Here is a 16,393-nt window from a genome sequence, read left to right as displayed (position 1 = left end):
CCGGAACAAATACTATGATAAAATTGATTAACACAATAACCCTATATCGAACTTTGACTCTAATAAAAAAAGAGCTCGCCCTACTTTGGCAAGATAAACAAACCCGTCTTATTTTAGTCATGCCAGTTTTACTGCAAATTTTTATCTTTCCTTTTGCTGCTACGCTTGATGTCACCAATGCAACAATAGCCGTGTATAGACCAACAATAGATGAACCGAGTTCAGAGTTAATTAATCGATTTGCACATTCGAGTTCTTTTTCTAAAATATTAGTACTCGATTCACAGCAGGCCATTAGTGATACAATTAATTATCAAAAAGCCTTAGTTGCGGTGCAATTTCCAAGTGATTTCTCGCAAAAATTACTTAGTGGGCAATCCACACAAATCCAAATTATTTTAGATGGTCGCAAGTCTAACAGTGCGCAAATTGCTGCTAGCTATATTCAACAAATTATTATGCAATATCAGCAAGAACAACTAGGGCAAAATAGTAGTCAATTGATTGTCCGTCATCGTTACAACAGTAATTTAGACTATAAACATTTTATCTTACCGTCCTTAATTGCGTTAATTACGACTATCGGGGTTATGATTGTCACCTCACTTTCGGTAGCACGTGAACGCGAACAAGGTACCCTTGACCAGTTACGCATTTCACCTTTAATGACTTGGCAAATTTTTACTGGTAAAGCAATACCAGCAATTATTGTCGCCATGTTACAAGGCAGTCTGATACTGATTGCCAGCATTTTTCTTTATGGCATTACCTTTCAAGGATCACTCATTTATTTTTATTTATGTATGTTTAGTTATGGATTATCGTTAGTTGGATTTGGCTTATTTATTTCTGCACTTTGTTCAACTCAACAACAAGCATTTATTGGTATTATTACCTTTATGATGCCGGCAATATTATTATCAGGATTTATTGCGCCGGTCGAAAACATGCCAATTTTTTTACAATATCTAACAGAAATTAATCCGGTGCGCCATTTTGTCGAACTAACAAAGCAGATTTATCTAAAAAATGTCAGTTTTGCTATTATCTGGCATAGTTTATGGAAACTGTATGCCATCACAATATTATTAGGTGGTAGTGCTTACTATCTATTTAAAAAGTATGTGTAACATCTCATAACATTCGAAGATTCGAATAATGTCTATGATGATTATTGACCTATTTTTATGCCACTTATACTACGACAAGCTTGTTATTTATTATTTTTAACGCTCTATAAAACCAAATCAGCGTCTAAAGAAAAAAGATTTGGCGACCAACCGCGTGAATAACTTTCCTGCTGCTTACTGAGTTAAATAGATGTATTGCTTAAATTTTAATCTAATTGTATGCTTGCGGCTCCGACGCCCGCGCCTCGTTCGTTTGCAACGACTCGTTGCGGGCTTTTACCACAACATTTACTTCGTTAATGTTATGGCAACGTCGCGTGTATTCATCGCTATAACCATCCACACCATACTCGCACTCAAGTTGTACGCCAAATTCGGTTAAAATCACTTATGGCGAATGCTCGCTTAACTTAGTTACGAAACAAGCTACACACAAAAATCGACTTATTAAGATATGTTTCAAATTGAAATAAAACCATTTTAAAACAGTAACCTAATTACTGGTTAATGACAAATACACTTGAATTATATGTTCTTAAAAAAGTATATTCTTTAAATAAAAATACTTTATTAAAATTCTGTTGATAATCCAATTTGTGACAAATATTGATCATAAATCCTCATTGCAACATGAAATCCTTATCTAATTTATACTATTTAAATCAATTGGATAGTCATTAAATAAACACGTAGTTAAATCATTCTCTACATAAAACATAATGCATATTGGTATCGATACCCACACCAACATCACCATAGTACAAACCTATTCGAAAGTGCGCACTGTTACCACCCGATAATGTTCCCCAATAGTCTGCTGTCCAAAACAGCTGATCTAGCCAGTGTGATTTTGGATAGGTATTTTTATCTAAATGTCCCCATTCACCCAAAATACTTTCCCCAATAGACCTTGTATAAGCACTGTATTGATAAATCCAATTCATTGGCGCAGCACTACGAGGGGAATTAGTTAATTCTTTACGAGTTATCAAACTACAAAAATTAGACGCATTCTGCCAATTATATGCAAATTCATAAGGTACAACCCAAATACCTCGTGGATCAAAAGTATAATCATACGTCAACAATGGATTGTTTTTTAACGTTGCCCGAACAGTGACAGGTCCAGAAGGCTTATCATTAAGTAATACGTTGCCTAATTTATCAATCGAGACTTTTCCACCAGGATTGTTAGGAACAGAATAGTTATAATCTGTTTGCGCACCAGTTAATATTAGCTGAAACTGTGCACCAGGAAAGCCAGTAGAAGGAAACTTATTTGACGATACTGATGGCACCGCTTTAAAACCCAAATTAGGCACATAATCTGAAGTATAACCACCGCCATTAAGAGGATCAGGTTTTGTGCTGTCTGGTATATTCCACCAATTATCTGAATCTGAATCAAAGTTAAAATCGCCCTTTTGATTATTAGTTAACCATTGCTTAGCGGGTAGCACAATTGTTGCGTTAGGTTTGAGATAACATACTTCGCGTTTAGATAAAATATAATAACTGTGGCTTGCCCCCGTAAATTGACCTATATCCGGTATACCATAACGGGTTGCTAAAGCACCATCATCGGCACTAAGGGTTAATTTATAGGGAGATTTACACGCATCTAACTCACTATTCGGATTCGATTTCACATAATCGGTCACATCTTCACCATCGTACGTTTCCCATTTCACTCTCATAGAACCCGTTATGGTAAAAAGTTTATCTCCATCTGCATCACGCCAATAATTATTTGCCACTATCACATTAGCTAACGGCATTGATGGATAATTACTAAAAGGTAAATAGGTTTTAATATCATTAAAAGTTGTCGGCACTTTTTCTATCACAATGGGCTCGACTACTGATGATTTGTCTTCCAACGCGCTTATCACCTTATTATTCGGTAACGTTAACGATAAGAGTGGTAATATTGTTGTTGACACTGTCTTTCCATTGTCAAAGGTTAAATAAGGCCCTGTGCCATTAATTACCTGAGCTGTTTGTGAGTTTAAGCCATACACCTGCTTTATCGATAACGCTGTCAACATTAATAACAAAAAGAGGTCTGATAATCCTAAATTTATTATGCCCTTTCTGAAACAAATTTTGACAAAGGATTGTTTACTTTGATTAATATTTGAAAAATGTAGAAATAAATTTAAAGATGGATTTTTGAACAAAAAATTGCGATGCCCGATGCCCGATGCCCGATGCCCGATGCCCGATGCCCGATGCCCGATGCCCGATGCCCGATGCCCGATGCCCGATGCCCGATTAAGACCGTATTTTAACATATCTTTACCACTCCTTCCAGCTAATTTCATTAACTTTTTCAGAAAATACAATATATTAGATTTTATATATAGATATCTAATGCAACTTTTTTGTGCGTGATAATGTCAATAATGCGGTTCAATCGTAAGATAGAATATAAAAATTGTAATGTGTATTTATGTTAATTTTTGTTAATAATCATCAATAGCAACGTTATAAATGCATCTTAAGCCTACAATTTAATGACGAATACCTACTAGTATTAACCATTAACTTGATCAATGAATCTTTTGCATAATTATCATAGTATTTTATGGTTACCGCGATGATTATCCACCAGTGAAAAGGTCATATGCTACCTTAATCTGTTGCGTAATATATTCTAATTAATTGATTATTTTTAAGTGGACGCGTAAGTTATAACTATTTTTGCAACAAAATTGATAAGTATCAGAAAAAGTACAATGTTGCCCACTATTTCTGCGTAAGAAACTCTCTTTATACTATGAATTGCTGATCATAGTATAAAGAAAGATAGACTAAATTATCTGACATTTATACAGCCTTAATCCAGACGTTAGCGTTTAGAGTTCGATGCCAAATTTTATAAACCACCTATACGGCGTTAATCCCAATTACTGGGAATTGTGATTTTGTTTTTCCTTTATAAACCACCTATACGGCGTTAATCTCCTGATGCATATATTGCAGCACAATCAATTATTTATAAACCACCTATACGGCGTTAATCTGAAACAATCGATTTAGATAGTAATGATGGATTTTATAAACCACCTATACGGCGTTAATCAAACATAGAACTGCATTAAGGGTTATAATCATTTTATAAACCACCTATACGGCGTTAATCTTAAATCCTCACTCGTTCCTTCCCTGCGGTCATTTATAAACCACCTATACGGCGTTAATCTAGAACCAGACATACTATAACGCCTGTCTGATAAAAGACAAAATACATTTTTCTTGCTAAAAACCCTTTTTTTGAGCTTGCTTTTAATACATTGATTTTATTTAATTTAAATTTAAGGTAAAAAAAAGGGTTAAACATAACGATGTTTTTGCGTGTTAATTTAGTCAAAAAATACCAAGGATCGGTTCATTTTTATCGGTGATTTCAAGTTAGTTATTGAATTTGTGTATGAGCTTTTTAAAAAGAACAGATATGATCTCAAATCATCTGGATAATAGTTAAAACCGAGAGAGATCTTAATATAACAAAATTAAATATTACTCATATGTTACTGTGAAAATAGTTTTATCACTCTCTAAGTTTAGATAAGGGAATCATCGGATTCCCTTAATTAGACGGCTAACAGCATAATCAACATTACCGAATTAGCTACGTTTACGGTTCATTATAAAAATCAATTAATTAACAAATATTGGCTTTTTTATGATAAAGCCATAATATTAATCAAGTTTTGGATGTTGATCGACTAAATCTTGTCGTTGTTCTTGTAATGATTCAATTTGCTCATCAATATCTTCAACTTTTTGTTCAATTGAATCAAAATGTTCTGTTAGAATTTCGTTTGCTTCAGACTTGTCAGATGCCGCTGGGGTTGCACCTCTTAAAGGTTGGTTAGCAGTTTCATTCATTTTGAAACCAGTGATTAATCCTATTAATGCGACCACCATTAAATAGTAAGCTGGCATATATAAATTACCACTCTCTTCAACAAGCCAAGCGGCAGCAGTTGGTGTCGCACCAGCGATCAGTACCGAGATATTAAATGAAATAGCAAGGGCACTGTAGCGAATACTCGTTGGAAAAATAGCAGGTAAAATTGATGCCATAACACCCGTAAAACAATTAAGCAGTACGGCTAATATTAATAAACCTAAGAAGATAAGACCAATAACATCGCTATTGATCATCGCAAAAGCGGGGTAAGAAAGAACCAGTAATCCTAGACTACCACCAACAATAAAGGGTTTTCGACCAATTTTATCACTAATCAAACCAATCACAGGCTGCACAAATAACATGCCAATCATGATAGCAATAATAATTAAAACACCATGATCGGTAGGATAATTCAGATTATGTGATAAATAACTCGGCATATAAGTGAGTAACATGTAATAAGTGACATTGGTGACAATAACTAAGCCAACACAAACCAATAAGCTTTTCCAATATTTGCTGAAAATTTGTTTAAATGACAGAGTCGTTGAGGTATCACTATCGCTATTTTGCTGACTATTGGTTGAATCTGTATGCTGTTGAAATGCTGGGGTTTCTTCTAATGCATGCCGTAAATAAAGACCGATTATACCTAAGGGTAAAGCAAAGATGAATGGAATGCGCCATCCCCATTGATGAAATCTTGCTTCGCCAAGTAATGTAGAAAGAAGCACAACTAATCCAGCCCCAACTAAAAAGCCGGCAATCGAGCCAAAATCAAGCCAGCTACCCATAAATCCACGTTTGCGGTCCGGTGAATACTCAGCAACAAAAATAGCAGCCCCTGAATACTCTCCCCCGATAGAAAATCCTTGGGCTAATTTGGCCACTAATAATAAAATGGGCGCAGCTATGCCGATAGAGGCATAAGAAGGAATTAATCCAATACAAAAGGTACTTAAAGACATGATAATAATGGTAACAGAAAGGATTTTTTGTCGACCCAATTTATCACCTAAAACACCAAATACTAATCCGCCTAATGGACGAACTAAAAACGGCACCGAAAAAGTTGCCAAAGCAGCAACAACTTGAATACTCGGTGATGCATCCGGAAAAAATACTTGACCTAAAACATAAGCCAAAAAGCCATAAACGCCAAAATCAAACCATTCCATCGCATTACCGAGTGCTGCTGCAATTATGGCTTTTTTTAACTTACTATCATCGATGATAGTAATATCGTTAATATTTAGAGGCTTACTTGTCGATTTTGATATTTGCTTCATAAAATACACCTATTGAATACTAATAAAATGATATTAAAAATGCAATTAAGCAAAGTGATTAATATCGATTTAATGACCAATTAAACTCGAGTTCAAAATATGTATTGACTTAAATGTAGAACAAAATCTTGTAAAGACAAAAGAAGGTACTTGATAATAATTATAAAACGAATATTTTATTGATTACGCTAAAGCTAATTCACTGACAACAACATCCATCTATCTAGTGGAAATTGAAGACTAATTATAACAACATCATTAATTTTTGCAAAATCCACCATAAATCAAATTCGATTTTTAAGCAGTATATTCATCTTACACGCTAATTATTTATCCTGTAGATAATTAACAATCACTCAGCCAAATGATCTCGATCACTGCCATAAAATAAAAAGTGTGCCATGTTCAATGGTGAAATGATAATACTAAAACTGCTACATAAATCACTATTATGGCGTAATGATGTTGTGCTAAGCTAATTAACCAACTAATTATTCTAAATATTTTTAATGCTAACCGGTTTCGATAAATCACAGAATGAAATAATAAAATGGTAAATAATTCACTCATCGCTCTACCATCTTTTAATAAAACTGATGAGTGTTGTCAGTAATCTAAATAAAAGCTTGCTGAGAGAGTTGAGTGATGAATTGAGTTACCATGATCTAATATGCTCACAACGAAAAAGATGGGAAAAATATTAACTAGTGATTAAAGATAATAATAATCATTAGGTTATAATTAAGCAACGTTGAATTTTATCAATTTAAGATGATAATCATCACTGAACCTAGCATCCCAGTAAGTTATCCATTACAATAATCTAACTATAACTGATGAGGTACCCCTATGCGCTGGAGAGACCAAAGAGAGAGTGATAATATTGAAGATCGCCGCTCACAATCAGGAAGTGAATTGGGAACAAGGATCCCAATTAAAGGCAAAGGGAAAGTTATTTTATTTTTAGTGGTATTAATTGCTGGCTATTATGGTGTGGATCTAACGAGTTTACTTAATAGTAATTTGATTGATTCAAGTAATACTGAGCAAACAATTACTCAATATAATGACCAAGATCCCGATGCAGCAAAATTTACCTCGGTTATTTTAGCCAGTACCGAGGATTACTGGAGCCAACAGTTTAAGGCTTTAGGTAAAACCTATATTCCCCCCAAATTGGTTCTTTATACCGGCTCAACACAAACTTCATGTGGTACTGGGCAAACCTTTATGGGACCTTTTTACTGTAGCATAGATAAAACCGTCTATTTAGACACCTCTTTTTATCAAGAAATGAAGCAGCGCCTTGGTGGCGGCGGAGACTTTGCCCAAGGTTATGTCATTGCTCACGAAATAGGTCATCATGTACAAAATTTATTAGGTACGTTTAATAACATTGAGCAGCTCAAACAAACTCAACCAGATATTAATAGCAACCAGTTATCGGTAAAATTAGAATTACAAGCAGATTGTTATGCCGGTTTATGGGGTAATGCTATGCAAAAACAAAATATTCTTGAAGTGGGTGATATCGAACAAGCCTTAAACACAACACAAGCCATAGGCGATGATCGCTTACAACGGCAAAGTAATGGTTATGTTATGCCTGATAGTTTTACCCACGGCACATCCAAACAACGTTATACTTGGTTTAAAAGAGGATTCGACAGTGGATCTATTAATCAATGTAATACCTTTGATCAATAAGTAAATAGCAAAAGGAAGTGATATGTTTGATAAATTAGTAAACCGCGTCTTATTAGTTAATGATGACGGCATCGATGCTCCCGGCATTAAAATATTAGAAAATGTTGCCCAAAAAATTGCACATGAAGTATGGGTCGTTGCACCAATTATCGATCAGAGTGGGGTTTCGTGTTCAGTTAGTTTAAAAACCCCTTTTCGCGTAACCCAGCGAGATGAAAAAAGATATGCTGTTTATGGCACCCCCGCTGATTGTATGTTATTTGCAATCAAACATTTAATGGTCGATAACTTACCTGATCTGGTTTTATCTGGAATAAATTGTGGTTCTAATGTGGGGTTTGAAACCATTTTGTCTGGAACCGTAGGTGCGGCAATAATGGCAATGACACTTGGTATACCAGCCATGGCTTTTAGTCAAGTGAACACAGAAGACATGCAGCCAACCAATTGGGATTGTGCAACTCATCATGCTCAAGAGGTTATAAAAAAACTCTATACATTAAATGTACCTGACAACATCTGCTTTAATATTAACTTTCCATGTTGCTCGGCCAAAGAAACTAAAGGAATGAGAGTAACCAAACAAGGAGAAAGTGATGCCAGCCAATTAGTCCTAACGCCAACTAAAGATCCTGAAGGACATGATTATTATTGGTTTAGAGCGAAACGTAATCAACAAATATTAGGAAAAGACAAAGAGCTTGATGCAGCTAACAACAATTACATAACCATTACACCTATGGGCTATGAAAGAACTCACTATGCAATTTATGAAAAGTTAAAACAACAAATCAATACCGATGAATAAATAGCTATGTCTTCCTAATCTTAGGAAGACGCTCATTTTAATAAGCTATTATTAATGATTTTATTAGTCCTTTTTTACCAATGCACAAAACACTAATGAAATAAAAACCATCGCGAATGCAATCCAATAAATTATTTCGTGCCCATAAGATTCAGAAATGAAACCTTGAATCACGCCGGCTAAAATGATACTGCAAATAATGCCGTTATTAAATAAAGTTGATGCAACGCCCATTCTAGTCGGCAATAAATCTTGAAAATAGATAATACCAATATTAGCCACAATGCCAATAAAAAGGGCGTTAAACAACTGCAAAGCAAATAACGCAAATTGGCTGGTACACAAAATCATCCCAATATAAAATAGCAAACCACAAATTATAGCGATAAAAAATAAATTTCGTTTACCAATGGTAGGAACCAAAAATCCCGCTATCAACATAACTGGAATTTCGATGCCTGCCGCCAAGCCCATTAAATGACCAGGTAAAGATTCATATAAGTGTAATACAGAACTGACATACAATGGCATATCAATGATATACATCATATTGGCGGTCCACATAAATATCGTTGAAAGCAGTAAGAAAACCACATTTCGATTTTTATATATTGGTTGGTTAGCAGCCGCTAAATCAATAGTATTATCTGAATGTGAAATAGGATTTTTTTCAACAGAAGGTAAAAAGATTGCAACAAATAAGATCGCAACCATAAACATGCCTACTGCACATAAATACATCGAGGTAAAACCAAAACTAGTGGCTAAAGTAAAAGACAACGGTGGACCAATCACCCACGCTAAAGAGAGCTGGGCACGAATCAATGAATTAAATGCCACAACATTGCGCCCTGTCTTAACCGCATATTCCCGTGCTAAAGCAAAAATTTGTGGCATGGCTGCGGACGCTAACGCGGCGAAAAAAACACCCAATGTAATGAGAACATAATAGTGACGTGAAAAAGCGAAAATTAAACTATTGGCAACACCCATTAAACAACAAAATATGACAATATTACGTCTATCACCTTTTTTATCTGAATATTTTGCTAATAAAAAGCTACCAATAATACATCCAAATGCATTGATCGAGAAAAAAAGCCCAACTAAACTAGGTTCAACATTAACTTCTTTTGATAAAAATAGACTTAACGTTGGTGACTGTAAGGCTCCTGCAATACCAATAATAAAGGTATTGAATAAAAAAGCCGCAAAAATCACACTTGAACGTCGACGAAGCGAGTAAAAATTAGTCATATATGCTCTCAATCATTGAAATGAGCATGATTATATACTCAAAACTGTTGCTAATGTATAAAAAATCAAACTTTAATCTAGCTACCTAAAATAGATTCTTAGCGTTTTTTCTAATATTCAAGTTAGCTGGTAACACCACATTTTCAATATAATTTTATGAAAAACCTGATTAAAATCGGTCTGATTAAATAAAAAATGATTTATTTTTATTCAATTGAGAGTACAATCAGAATCATCAATAAAATGAGGTAACGTTATGTTATATAATAACAAATATGAAAATAGTCACCCTATTCATCAAAATGATTGCCATGATGATTGTCAAAATATTGCGCACAACCATGATCATGATTCTCATCATTCACATGAAAATCATCAAGCTATTGACTGCTGCGAAAATCAAAATAGCTGCAAAACTCAAGCCAATGAATATGATGAACCGACAGACGATCCCGAGCGGCAAGGCGAACACATTAAGTTAACTTGGACAATTCAAGGAATGGACTGCGCACATTGTGCTCAAAAAATCGAAAATGGTGTTAAAACGTTACCTAATGTTAGTCAAACAAAAATTATCTTTTCCACAGAAAAACTTATTGTATTTGTACCTCAAAAAAATGAACAGATTGTAAAACTTATCGAAGATAAAGTGACTGAATTAGGCTATACACCCATTTTTGAATCCTCACCAGAACAATCAGTTCAACATCAACATTCAAGTATTTTGAATAAAAAAGAGTTAATCCCATTAGCACTATTAGGGACTTTAATTGTTGTCAGCTATATTTTACTGTTAGTAAATCATCAAGTCGGACAATATGCATTTATTATAACGGCCATTATTGGTTTACTACCGATTTTAAAAGAAGCCATCGTTTTAACACGTAGTGGAACACCATTTGCGATTGAGTCGTTAATGAGTATTTCGGCCATTGGCGCACTTTTTATCGGCGCAGCTGAAGAAGCAACCATGGTCATATTTCTGTTCATGATTGGTGAAATGCTTGAAGGCGTTGCAAGCAATAAAGCTAAAAAAGGCATTTCATCGCTAGTCCAACTTATGCCAGAAGAGACAATCATTATTATTGATGGAAAACGAAAAACAGTCGCAAGTCATACCCTAAAACCGAATGATATTATTGAAATATCATCGGGTGGAAGACTACCGGCTGATGTTATTTTGATTAGCGAACAAGCCAATATTGATGAAAGTGCACTAACCGGAGAATCAATACCCGTCAATTATCTTTGCGGCGATAAAATTTTAGCAGGATCATTGGTCGTCGATAATACCGTACAACTAAAAGTTATTTCTGAAACAGGACAAAATGCCGTTGATCGTATTTTACAATTAATAGAAGATGCTGAAGATCGCAAAGCATCAATCGAACGCTTTATTGACAAATTTAGCCGTTACTATACGCCATCTATCGCCTTATTCGCATTTTTAGTCATATTCATTCCACCATTGATGATGGGCGCCGACTGGTATACTTGGATCTACCGTGGACTTACACTATTGCTTATTGGTTGCCCTTGTGCCTTAGTGATATCAACCCCTGCCGTTATTACCTCGGCCCTTTCTTGTGCGGCTAAACAAGGCGTTTTAATCAAAGGCGGTGCAGCACTTGAACATATTGGATCAGTCAAAACGATTGCTTTTGATAAAACCGGAACCTTAACCCAAGGCAAACCGCAAGTTACAGATATTATTGATGGTGACAAATCTACCAACGATTTACTTGCTATCGCCGCAGCCATCGAAAGTGGTTCGCATCACCCACTGGCGAAAGCCATTGTTGAATATACTCAACAGCTGCAAATTCAATTCAAAGAAGCAGATAACCGTAAAGCGATCGCCGGTGTTGGTATTCAAGGTCAAATTGGTCAAGAACTGATTTATATTGTTTCGCCCAATAAAATGACGACAGTATCAAATGCTATCACTGATCAAAATAAGCAGATCATTAATCAATTAGAAAACGCCGGAAAAACGGTAGTTGCTGTAGTCACAAGTGATAAATTATTAGGTATTATTGCTTTACAAGATGTGTTACGTAATGATGCCATTTCTGCAATTAATGAATTACAACAATTGGGGTTAAAAACCTTAATGCTCACCGGTGATAATCAACGAGCAGCTAAAGCCATTGCAGGACAACTTAATATGGATTACTTAGCAGAATTATTACCTGCCGACAAATTAACTGAAATTGAAAAAATTGGTCAAGATTCTGCAATTGCCATGGTGGGAGACGGTATCAACGATTCACCAGCAATGAAGGCGGCAACAGTTGGCATTGCAATGGGCAGTGGCAGTGATGTTGCACTTGAAACGGCAGATGCAGCATTAACCAAAAATAGTTTATTAAGCTTACCTAAATTAATTCGCTTAACGCGTTTTGCTAACAAAAATATTAAACAAAATATTACCATTGCATTGGGTATAAAACTGATATTTTTGGTAACAAGTTTACTGGGTTATACAGGGCTTTGGTTAGCGGTATTAGCTGATTCAGGTACGACGGCAATTGTGACCGCTAATGCATTGCGAGTGTTAAGATTTAAAAAATAAGGATTAGGATTTAATTCTTAATCACATTAATTAAAAACCTATTGACTTAGATGCAATAGGTTTTAATTTTGTATTACATTTCATCACTTCTTAGCGATATTTCGCCGCCGATGTAAGTCATGATTTTGCCATCTTGTTCAAGTTTTAATGCCCCTTGATCAGTAATTCCTTTAGCAATACCGCGTATAATATTGTCACCGATCAATAATTTTACTGGACGGTTAGCAAAATTGTCGAGCCGATCCCAATCTTTTATAAACGGCGCTAACCCTTGCTGCTCAAACTGAATCAATTTAGTTTTTAACGTTTTCGCAATTTGAGCAACCAATAAATTACGATCAAAATTACCTAAATTAGCCCATTTTTGATTAACAATGTTAGCATCGGGATTGGTCATATTTAAATTAACACCCACACCAATAACCACATGCGCACTATCGCCGGTTTTACTCGCAAGCTCAACTAAAATGCCTGCTAATTTTTGATCTTTAAGATAAAGATCGTTTGGCCACTTTACTCTCACATCTTGCCCAGATATTGATCTTAATGTATCGGCAATAACAATCCCAACAACTAAACTTAATCCCATAGCAGCAGCAATACCTTGCTCCAATCTCCAATACATTGAAAAATAGAGATTTGTTCCAAAAGGCGCAAACCATTTACGCCCCCGCCGCCCTCTTGCTTGAGTTTGAAATTCAGCGGCACAACCATCACCTGATTTTAACGTTGTAATACGATCAAGGAGGTATTGATTAGTTGAATCAATGATAGGTAAAACTTCAACAGCACTATCTGCTCCATAATACTTATCGATTTTCTCTTTTTTCAAAAGTTCGATAGGTGCAGCCAAGCAATAACCTTTTCCTTGAACAGAAAATAGCTCAATTCCCCATTCGCGCAGAATTTTAATATATTTGTTAATCCCTGCTCGGGTGATACCAAAATACGAAGCTAATTCTTCTCCCGAATGAAACTCACCATCAGCTAATATTTCGATCAATTTAAGCGGATTTTGGTTATTACGCATTAGTGCCTCGCTTGATTAATAATAAAATAAAAAAATAGATTGAAACTACTGTAAAACTCACAAATAGATAACTATTACTTGTTTTATCCATAATAAATGCTATTACAGCAGGTGCAACAAGACTACCTAACGTATTGGTCAATAGCATAGCTTGATTCATAGCAACAATGTCTTGCTTTCTTACACACGAGCAAGCCCATGCCATTGAAATCGGGTAAATGGTATAAATTGTTGCACCTAATAAAATAATGGCAACAATATCAAATAAATTAAATACCAACATTAGGCAAGCTATTATCATTAGAAACGATTCAACCAGTAAAACAAGACGACGACCATATTTATCAGCACACCAGTTAGCCGGCATTTGTGCAACAACGCCAGATAAAATAAGAAGAATCATCCAATTGGCAACTTCATTATCACTGTAACCTAAATGGGAATAATAAGCTGGCATCAGTGAATATAAAGAACCAATTAACATACCGGCAATAACGCACCCCACTAACCCGAGTCGAGAGGGTTTATTTACAATCATAGGTACAATATTAAAACTACTGTTTTTTCGTTTAGGCAGTTTATAGTGGGTCAGTAATATAAATAAACTCGCTAGTCCCATCAAGACTGCCACTACAAGGCCAAAATACAGCACATTTTGTGGAAAATACTGTAATAGTGCTTGCCCTAAAACGGTGCCTAAATAGTAGGTTGTTAAATAAACCGCTAGCATTTTACCCCGTGTTCTAACGGTGCCTGTGACAAGTATACAACTTTCAATAACCACCCAAGTTACAGCACAAGCAATACCAATTAAAAATCGCCAAATTGCCCAGCTATAAAAATCTATTGAAAAACTCAAACCTATGGTTGCAATGGCAAAAATAATACAACTATAGGTATAGGTATACCTAGCGTTAAATCGGTTAATAAACCAATTCGCCATAATCGTCCCAATTAAGTTGCCAGTAAAATAACTTGAGCCCACTAAGCCGATTTGACCAAGTGAAAACTGGTGCCCAACTAACCACAGCGGCACTTGTGTATTTAACGCCGACAACGAAATAGTCACAAATAACAAACTTGTTAATAAAATAGGAAAAGAATAAGAGTGTTTCATGAATAATTAATTATAAAAATTTATCTACATTAATTTCACCAGTACGGCCAATAAAACGAATTTCAGGTGATAAAGTCACTGAAAATTTTTCCAATACTGCATTTTTGACATAACGCGCCAACGCCACAACATCTTGCGCTGTTGCATTATTTTTATTGACCAATACTAATGCCTGTTGTTGATGTACTGCTGCTCCACCAATTTGAAAACCTTTAAGACCACATTGATCGATTAACCATCCAGCGGCTAATTTGACTTGATTGTCAACTTGTGGATATATAGGCATTGCTGGGTAAATTTCAAGTAATTTATTGGCAATAATTTTATCAACAACGGGATTTTTAAAAAAGCTTCCACCATTACCTAAAATTTTAGGATCGGGTAATTTACTGCGTCGAATCTCACAAACTTTATCAAAAATTATTTTGGACGTGACCGTTTGGGGATCAAAGTTTTTTAATTCACCATACGTTAATACTGGTTGCCACTGTTTTGATAATCTAATGCCGACATATATAACAGCATAGCCATTGCTATAACGGCGCTTAAAAATACTTTCACGATATCCATATTGACCATCAGTAACAGTAATAATTTTACCTGTCGCAAGTTCAAGTAACTGCACATAATCAGCCACTTTTTGAAACTCAATGCCATAAGCACCAATATTTTGGATTGGCGCCGATCCAACACACCCAGGAATTAAAGCAAGATTTTCTAATCCTGCTAACTGTTTTTCTACCGTCGTTGACACCAAATCATGCCAGATTTCACCAGCGCCAACGTTTAAAAGCCAAGACTCTTGTGTTTCAGTAATCGTGATGCCTTTAATACGATTGACAACCACAATACCGTCATAATCAGCGGTAAACAGTGTATTGCTCCCTTCACCGATGATCATAATGGGCTGATTTTCTTGATTTTGATCCCAAACTTGTTGTAATTGCTTAACGGTTGAAACGGTAACGACACTTCGAGCATAAACCGTCAGCCCAAAGGTATTTGGAATTTTTTGTTTCATCACTCACTACCTTTAATCTCTTTATAGAGATGTGCTAATTAAAATTAACCTGCATCATAATTGAATTAAGAGCGTTTTTATTATTTGATTAATTAACTTTAAGATTTTTAGTCTATATACGCTTTTTATTCGAAATAAGCTCAGCATTTAAATATCGGCAAAGCATTGTGTAATGCATTATATTTTGCATAAAAATGATTATTTTACCACAACGATAAATGATGTTTTATTAATTATTCAAACGCTGATAAATAAGCGAATTAAAGTAAAATACATTCAATAGGTTATAGTGCATTTAAAACGCGTTGTGCTAAGTTACCTGTCGACTAAAAAAATAAGAATAACTGACCAATTTTGAATAAATAATCGACTAAACTGATGGTTTGATCTTTTTTGTTTTCATTTATCATGTATCATAACGAGCTAGCGATCTTTTTATAAATCGTAGTAAAATTCTAGCTTGAACGATTGAAACATAGCTATAATGATTTAAATCATATTTATATACTTAATAAATGAGCACATAATCACGGTTTT

General features: G+C 35.1%; 10 protein-coding genes and 1 CRISPR repeat array. Of the genes, 4 read left to right on the top strand and 6 right to left on the bottom strand.

Going from position 1 to position 16,393, the window contains the following annotated elements:
* The first annotated feature begins 14 nt into the window (after positions 1-14).
* Positions 15-1,130, top strand: a complete 1,116-nt coding sequence (locus J3U63_RS09490; RefSeq protein WP_267344842.1) for an ABC transporter permease — start codon at positions 15-17, stop codon at positions 1,128-1,130.
* Positions 1,131-1,828: 698 nt separating this feature from the next.
* On the opposite strand, the gene J3U63_RS09485 is transcribed toward J3U63_RS09490, so the two are convergent.
* Together J3U63_RS09485 and proP are read right to left on the bottom strand one after the other, a co-directional pair.
* The gene (locus J3U63_RS09485) at positions 1,829-3,424 is read right to left on the bottom strand and encodes a hypothetical protein (RefSeq protein WP_267371384.1); all 1,596 of its coding nucleotides are present in this window, start codon (positions 3,422-3,424) and stop codon (positions 1,829-1,831) included.
* 583 nt (positions 3,425-4,007) lie between these two features.
* Positions 4,008-4,335: direct repeats of the CRISPR family, unit length 28 nt; unit sequence TTTATAAACCACCTATACGGCGTTAATC.
* A 500-nt stretch (positions 4,336-4,835) separates the two neighbouring features.
* Positions 4,836-6,341: a glycine betaine/L-proline transporter ProP gene (proP, locus tag J3U63_RS09480; RefSeq protein ID WP_267343475.1), complete on the bottom strand. Its 1,506-nt coding sequence runs from the start codon at positions 6,339-6,341 to the stop codon at positions 4,836-4,838.
* Between the two features lie 849 nt (positions 6,342-7,190).
* Here proP and J3U63_RS09475 point away from each other — a divergent pair.
* Both J3U63_RS09475 and surE read left to right on the top strand, forming a co-directional pair.
* Complete coding sequence (locus J3U63_RS09475) at positions 7,191-8,048, top strand: neutral zinc metallopeptidase (RefSeq protein ID WP_267367542.1); 858 nt, start codon at positions 7,191-7,193, stop codon at positions 8,046-8,048.
* 22 nt (positions 8,049-8,070) lie between these two features.
* On the top strand, positions 8,071-8,856 hold the full coding sequence (gene surE, locus J3U63_RS09470; protein ID WP_267371382.1) for a 5'/3'-nucleotidase SurE: 786 nt from the start codon (positions 8,071-8,073) through the stop codon (positions 8,854-8,856).
* Between the two features lie 63 nt (positions 8,857-8,919).
* Here the strand turns inward: surE and J3U63_RS09465 are convergent, their stop codons facing one another.
* Positions 8,920-10,113: an MFS transporter gene (locus tag J3U63_RS09465; RefSeq protein WP_267333458.1), complete on the bottom strand. Its 1,194-nt coding sequence runs from the start codon at positions 10,111-10,113 to the stop codon at positions 8,920-8,922.
* Positions 10,114-10,369: 256 nt separating this feature from the next.
* On the opposite strand from J3U63_RS09465, the gene J3U63_RS09460 reads away from it, so the two are divergent.
* On the top strand, positions 10,370-12,688 hold the full coding sequence (locus J3U63_RS09460; protein WP_267371379.1) for a zinc/cadmium/mercury/lead-transporting ATPase: 2,319 nt from the start codon (positions 10,370-10,372) through the stop codon (positions 12,686-12,688).
* A 73-nt stretch (positions 12,689-12,761) separates the two neighbouring features.
* On the opposite strand, the gene birA is transcribed toward J3U63_RS09460, so the two are convergent.
* The 3 genes from birA to murB are packed head-to-tail and all read right to left on the bottom strand — an operon-like array spanning position 12,762 to position 15,856.
* A complete protein-coding gene (gene birA, locus J3U63_RS09455; protein ID WP_267333456.1) occupies positions 12,762-13,718 on the bottom strand; it encodes a bifunctional biotin--[acetyl-CoA-carboxylase] ligase/biotin operon repressor BirA in 957 nt (318 codons plus the stop codon).
* Positions 13,711-14,835 carry an MFS transporter gene (locus tag J3U63_RS09450; RefSeq protein WP_267333455.1) on the bottom strand — a complete coding sequence of 375 codons (1,125 nt, stop codon included), beginning with the start codon at positions 14,833-14,835 and terminating at the stop codon, positions 13,711-13,713. Before J3U63_RS09450 ends, birA begins: the two co-directional genes overlap by 8 nt.
* A gap of 10 nt (positions 14,836-14,845) precedes the next feature.
* Entirely contained in the window at positions 14,846-15,856 is a 1,011-nt protein-coding gene (gene murB, locus J3U63_RS09445; RefSeq protein ID WP_267371377.1) for a UDP-N-acetylmuramate dehydrogenase, read from the bottom strand.
* Positions 15,857-16,393 lie beyond the last annotated feature (537 nt).

The organism is Gilliamella sp. B2838 (assembly GCF_026536185.1).
Lineage (GTDB): Bacteria > Pseudomonadota > Gammaproteobacteria > Enterobacterales > Orbaceae > Gilliamella.
Note: the sequence above shows the minus strand (reverse complement) of the source record. Positions and strands in the feature narration are given on the sequence as shown.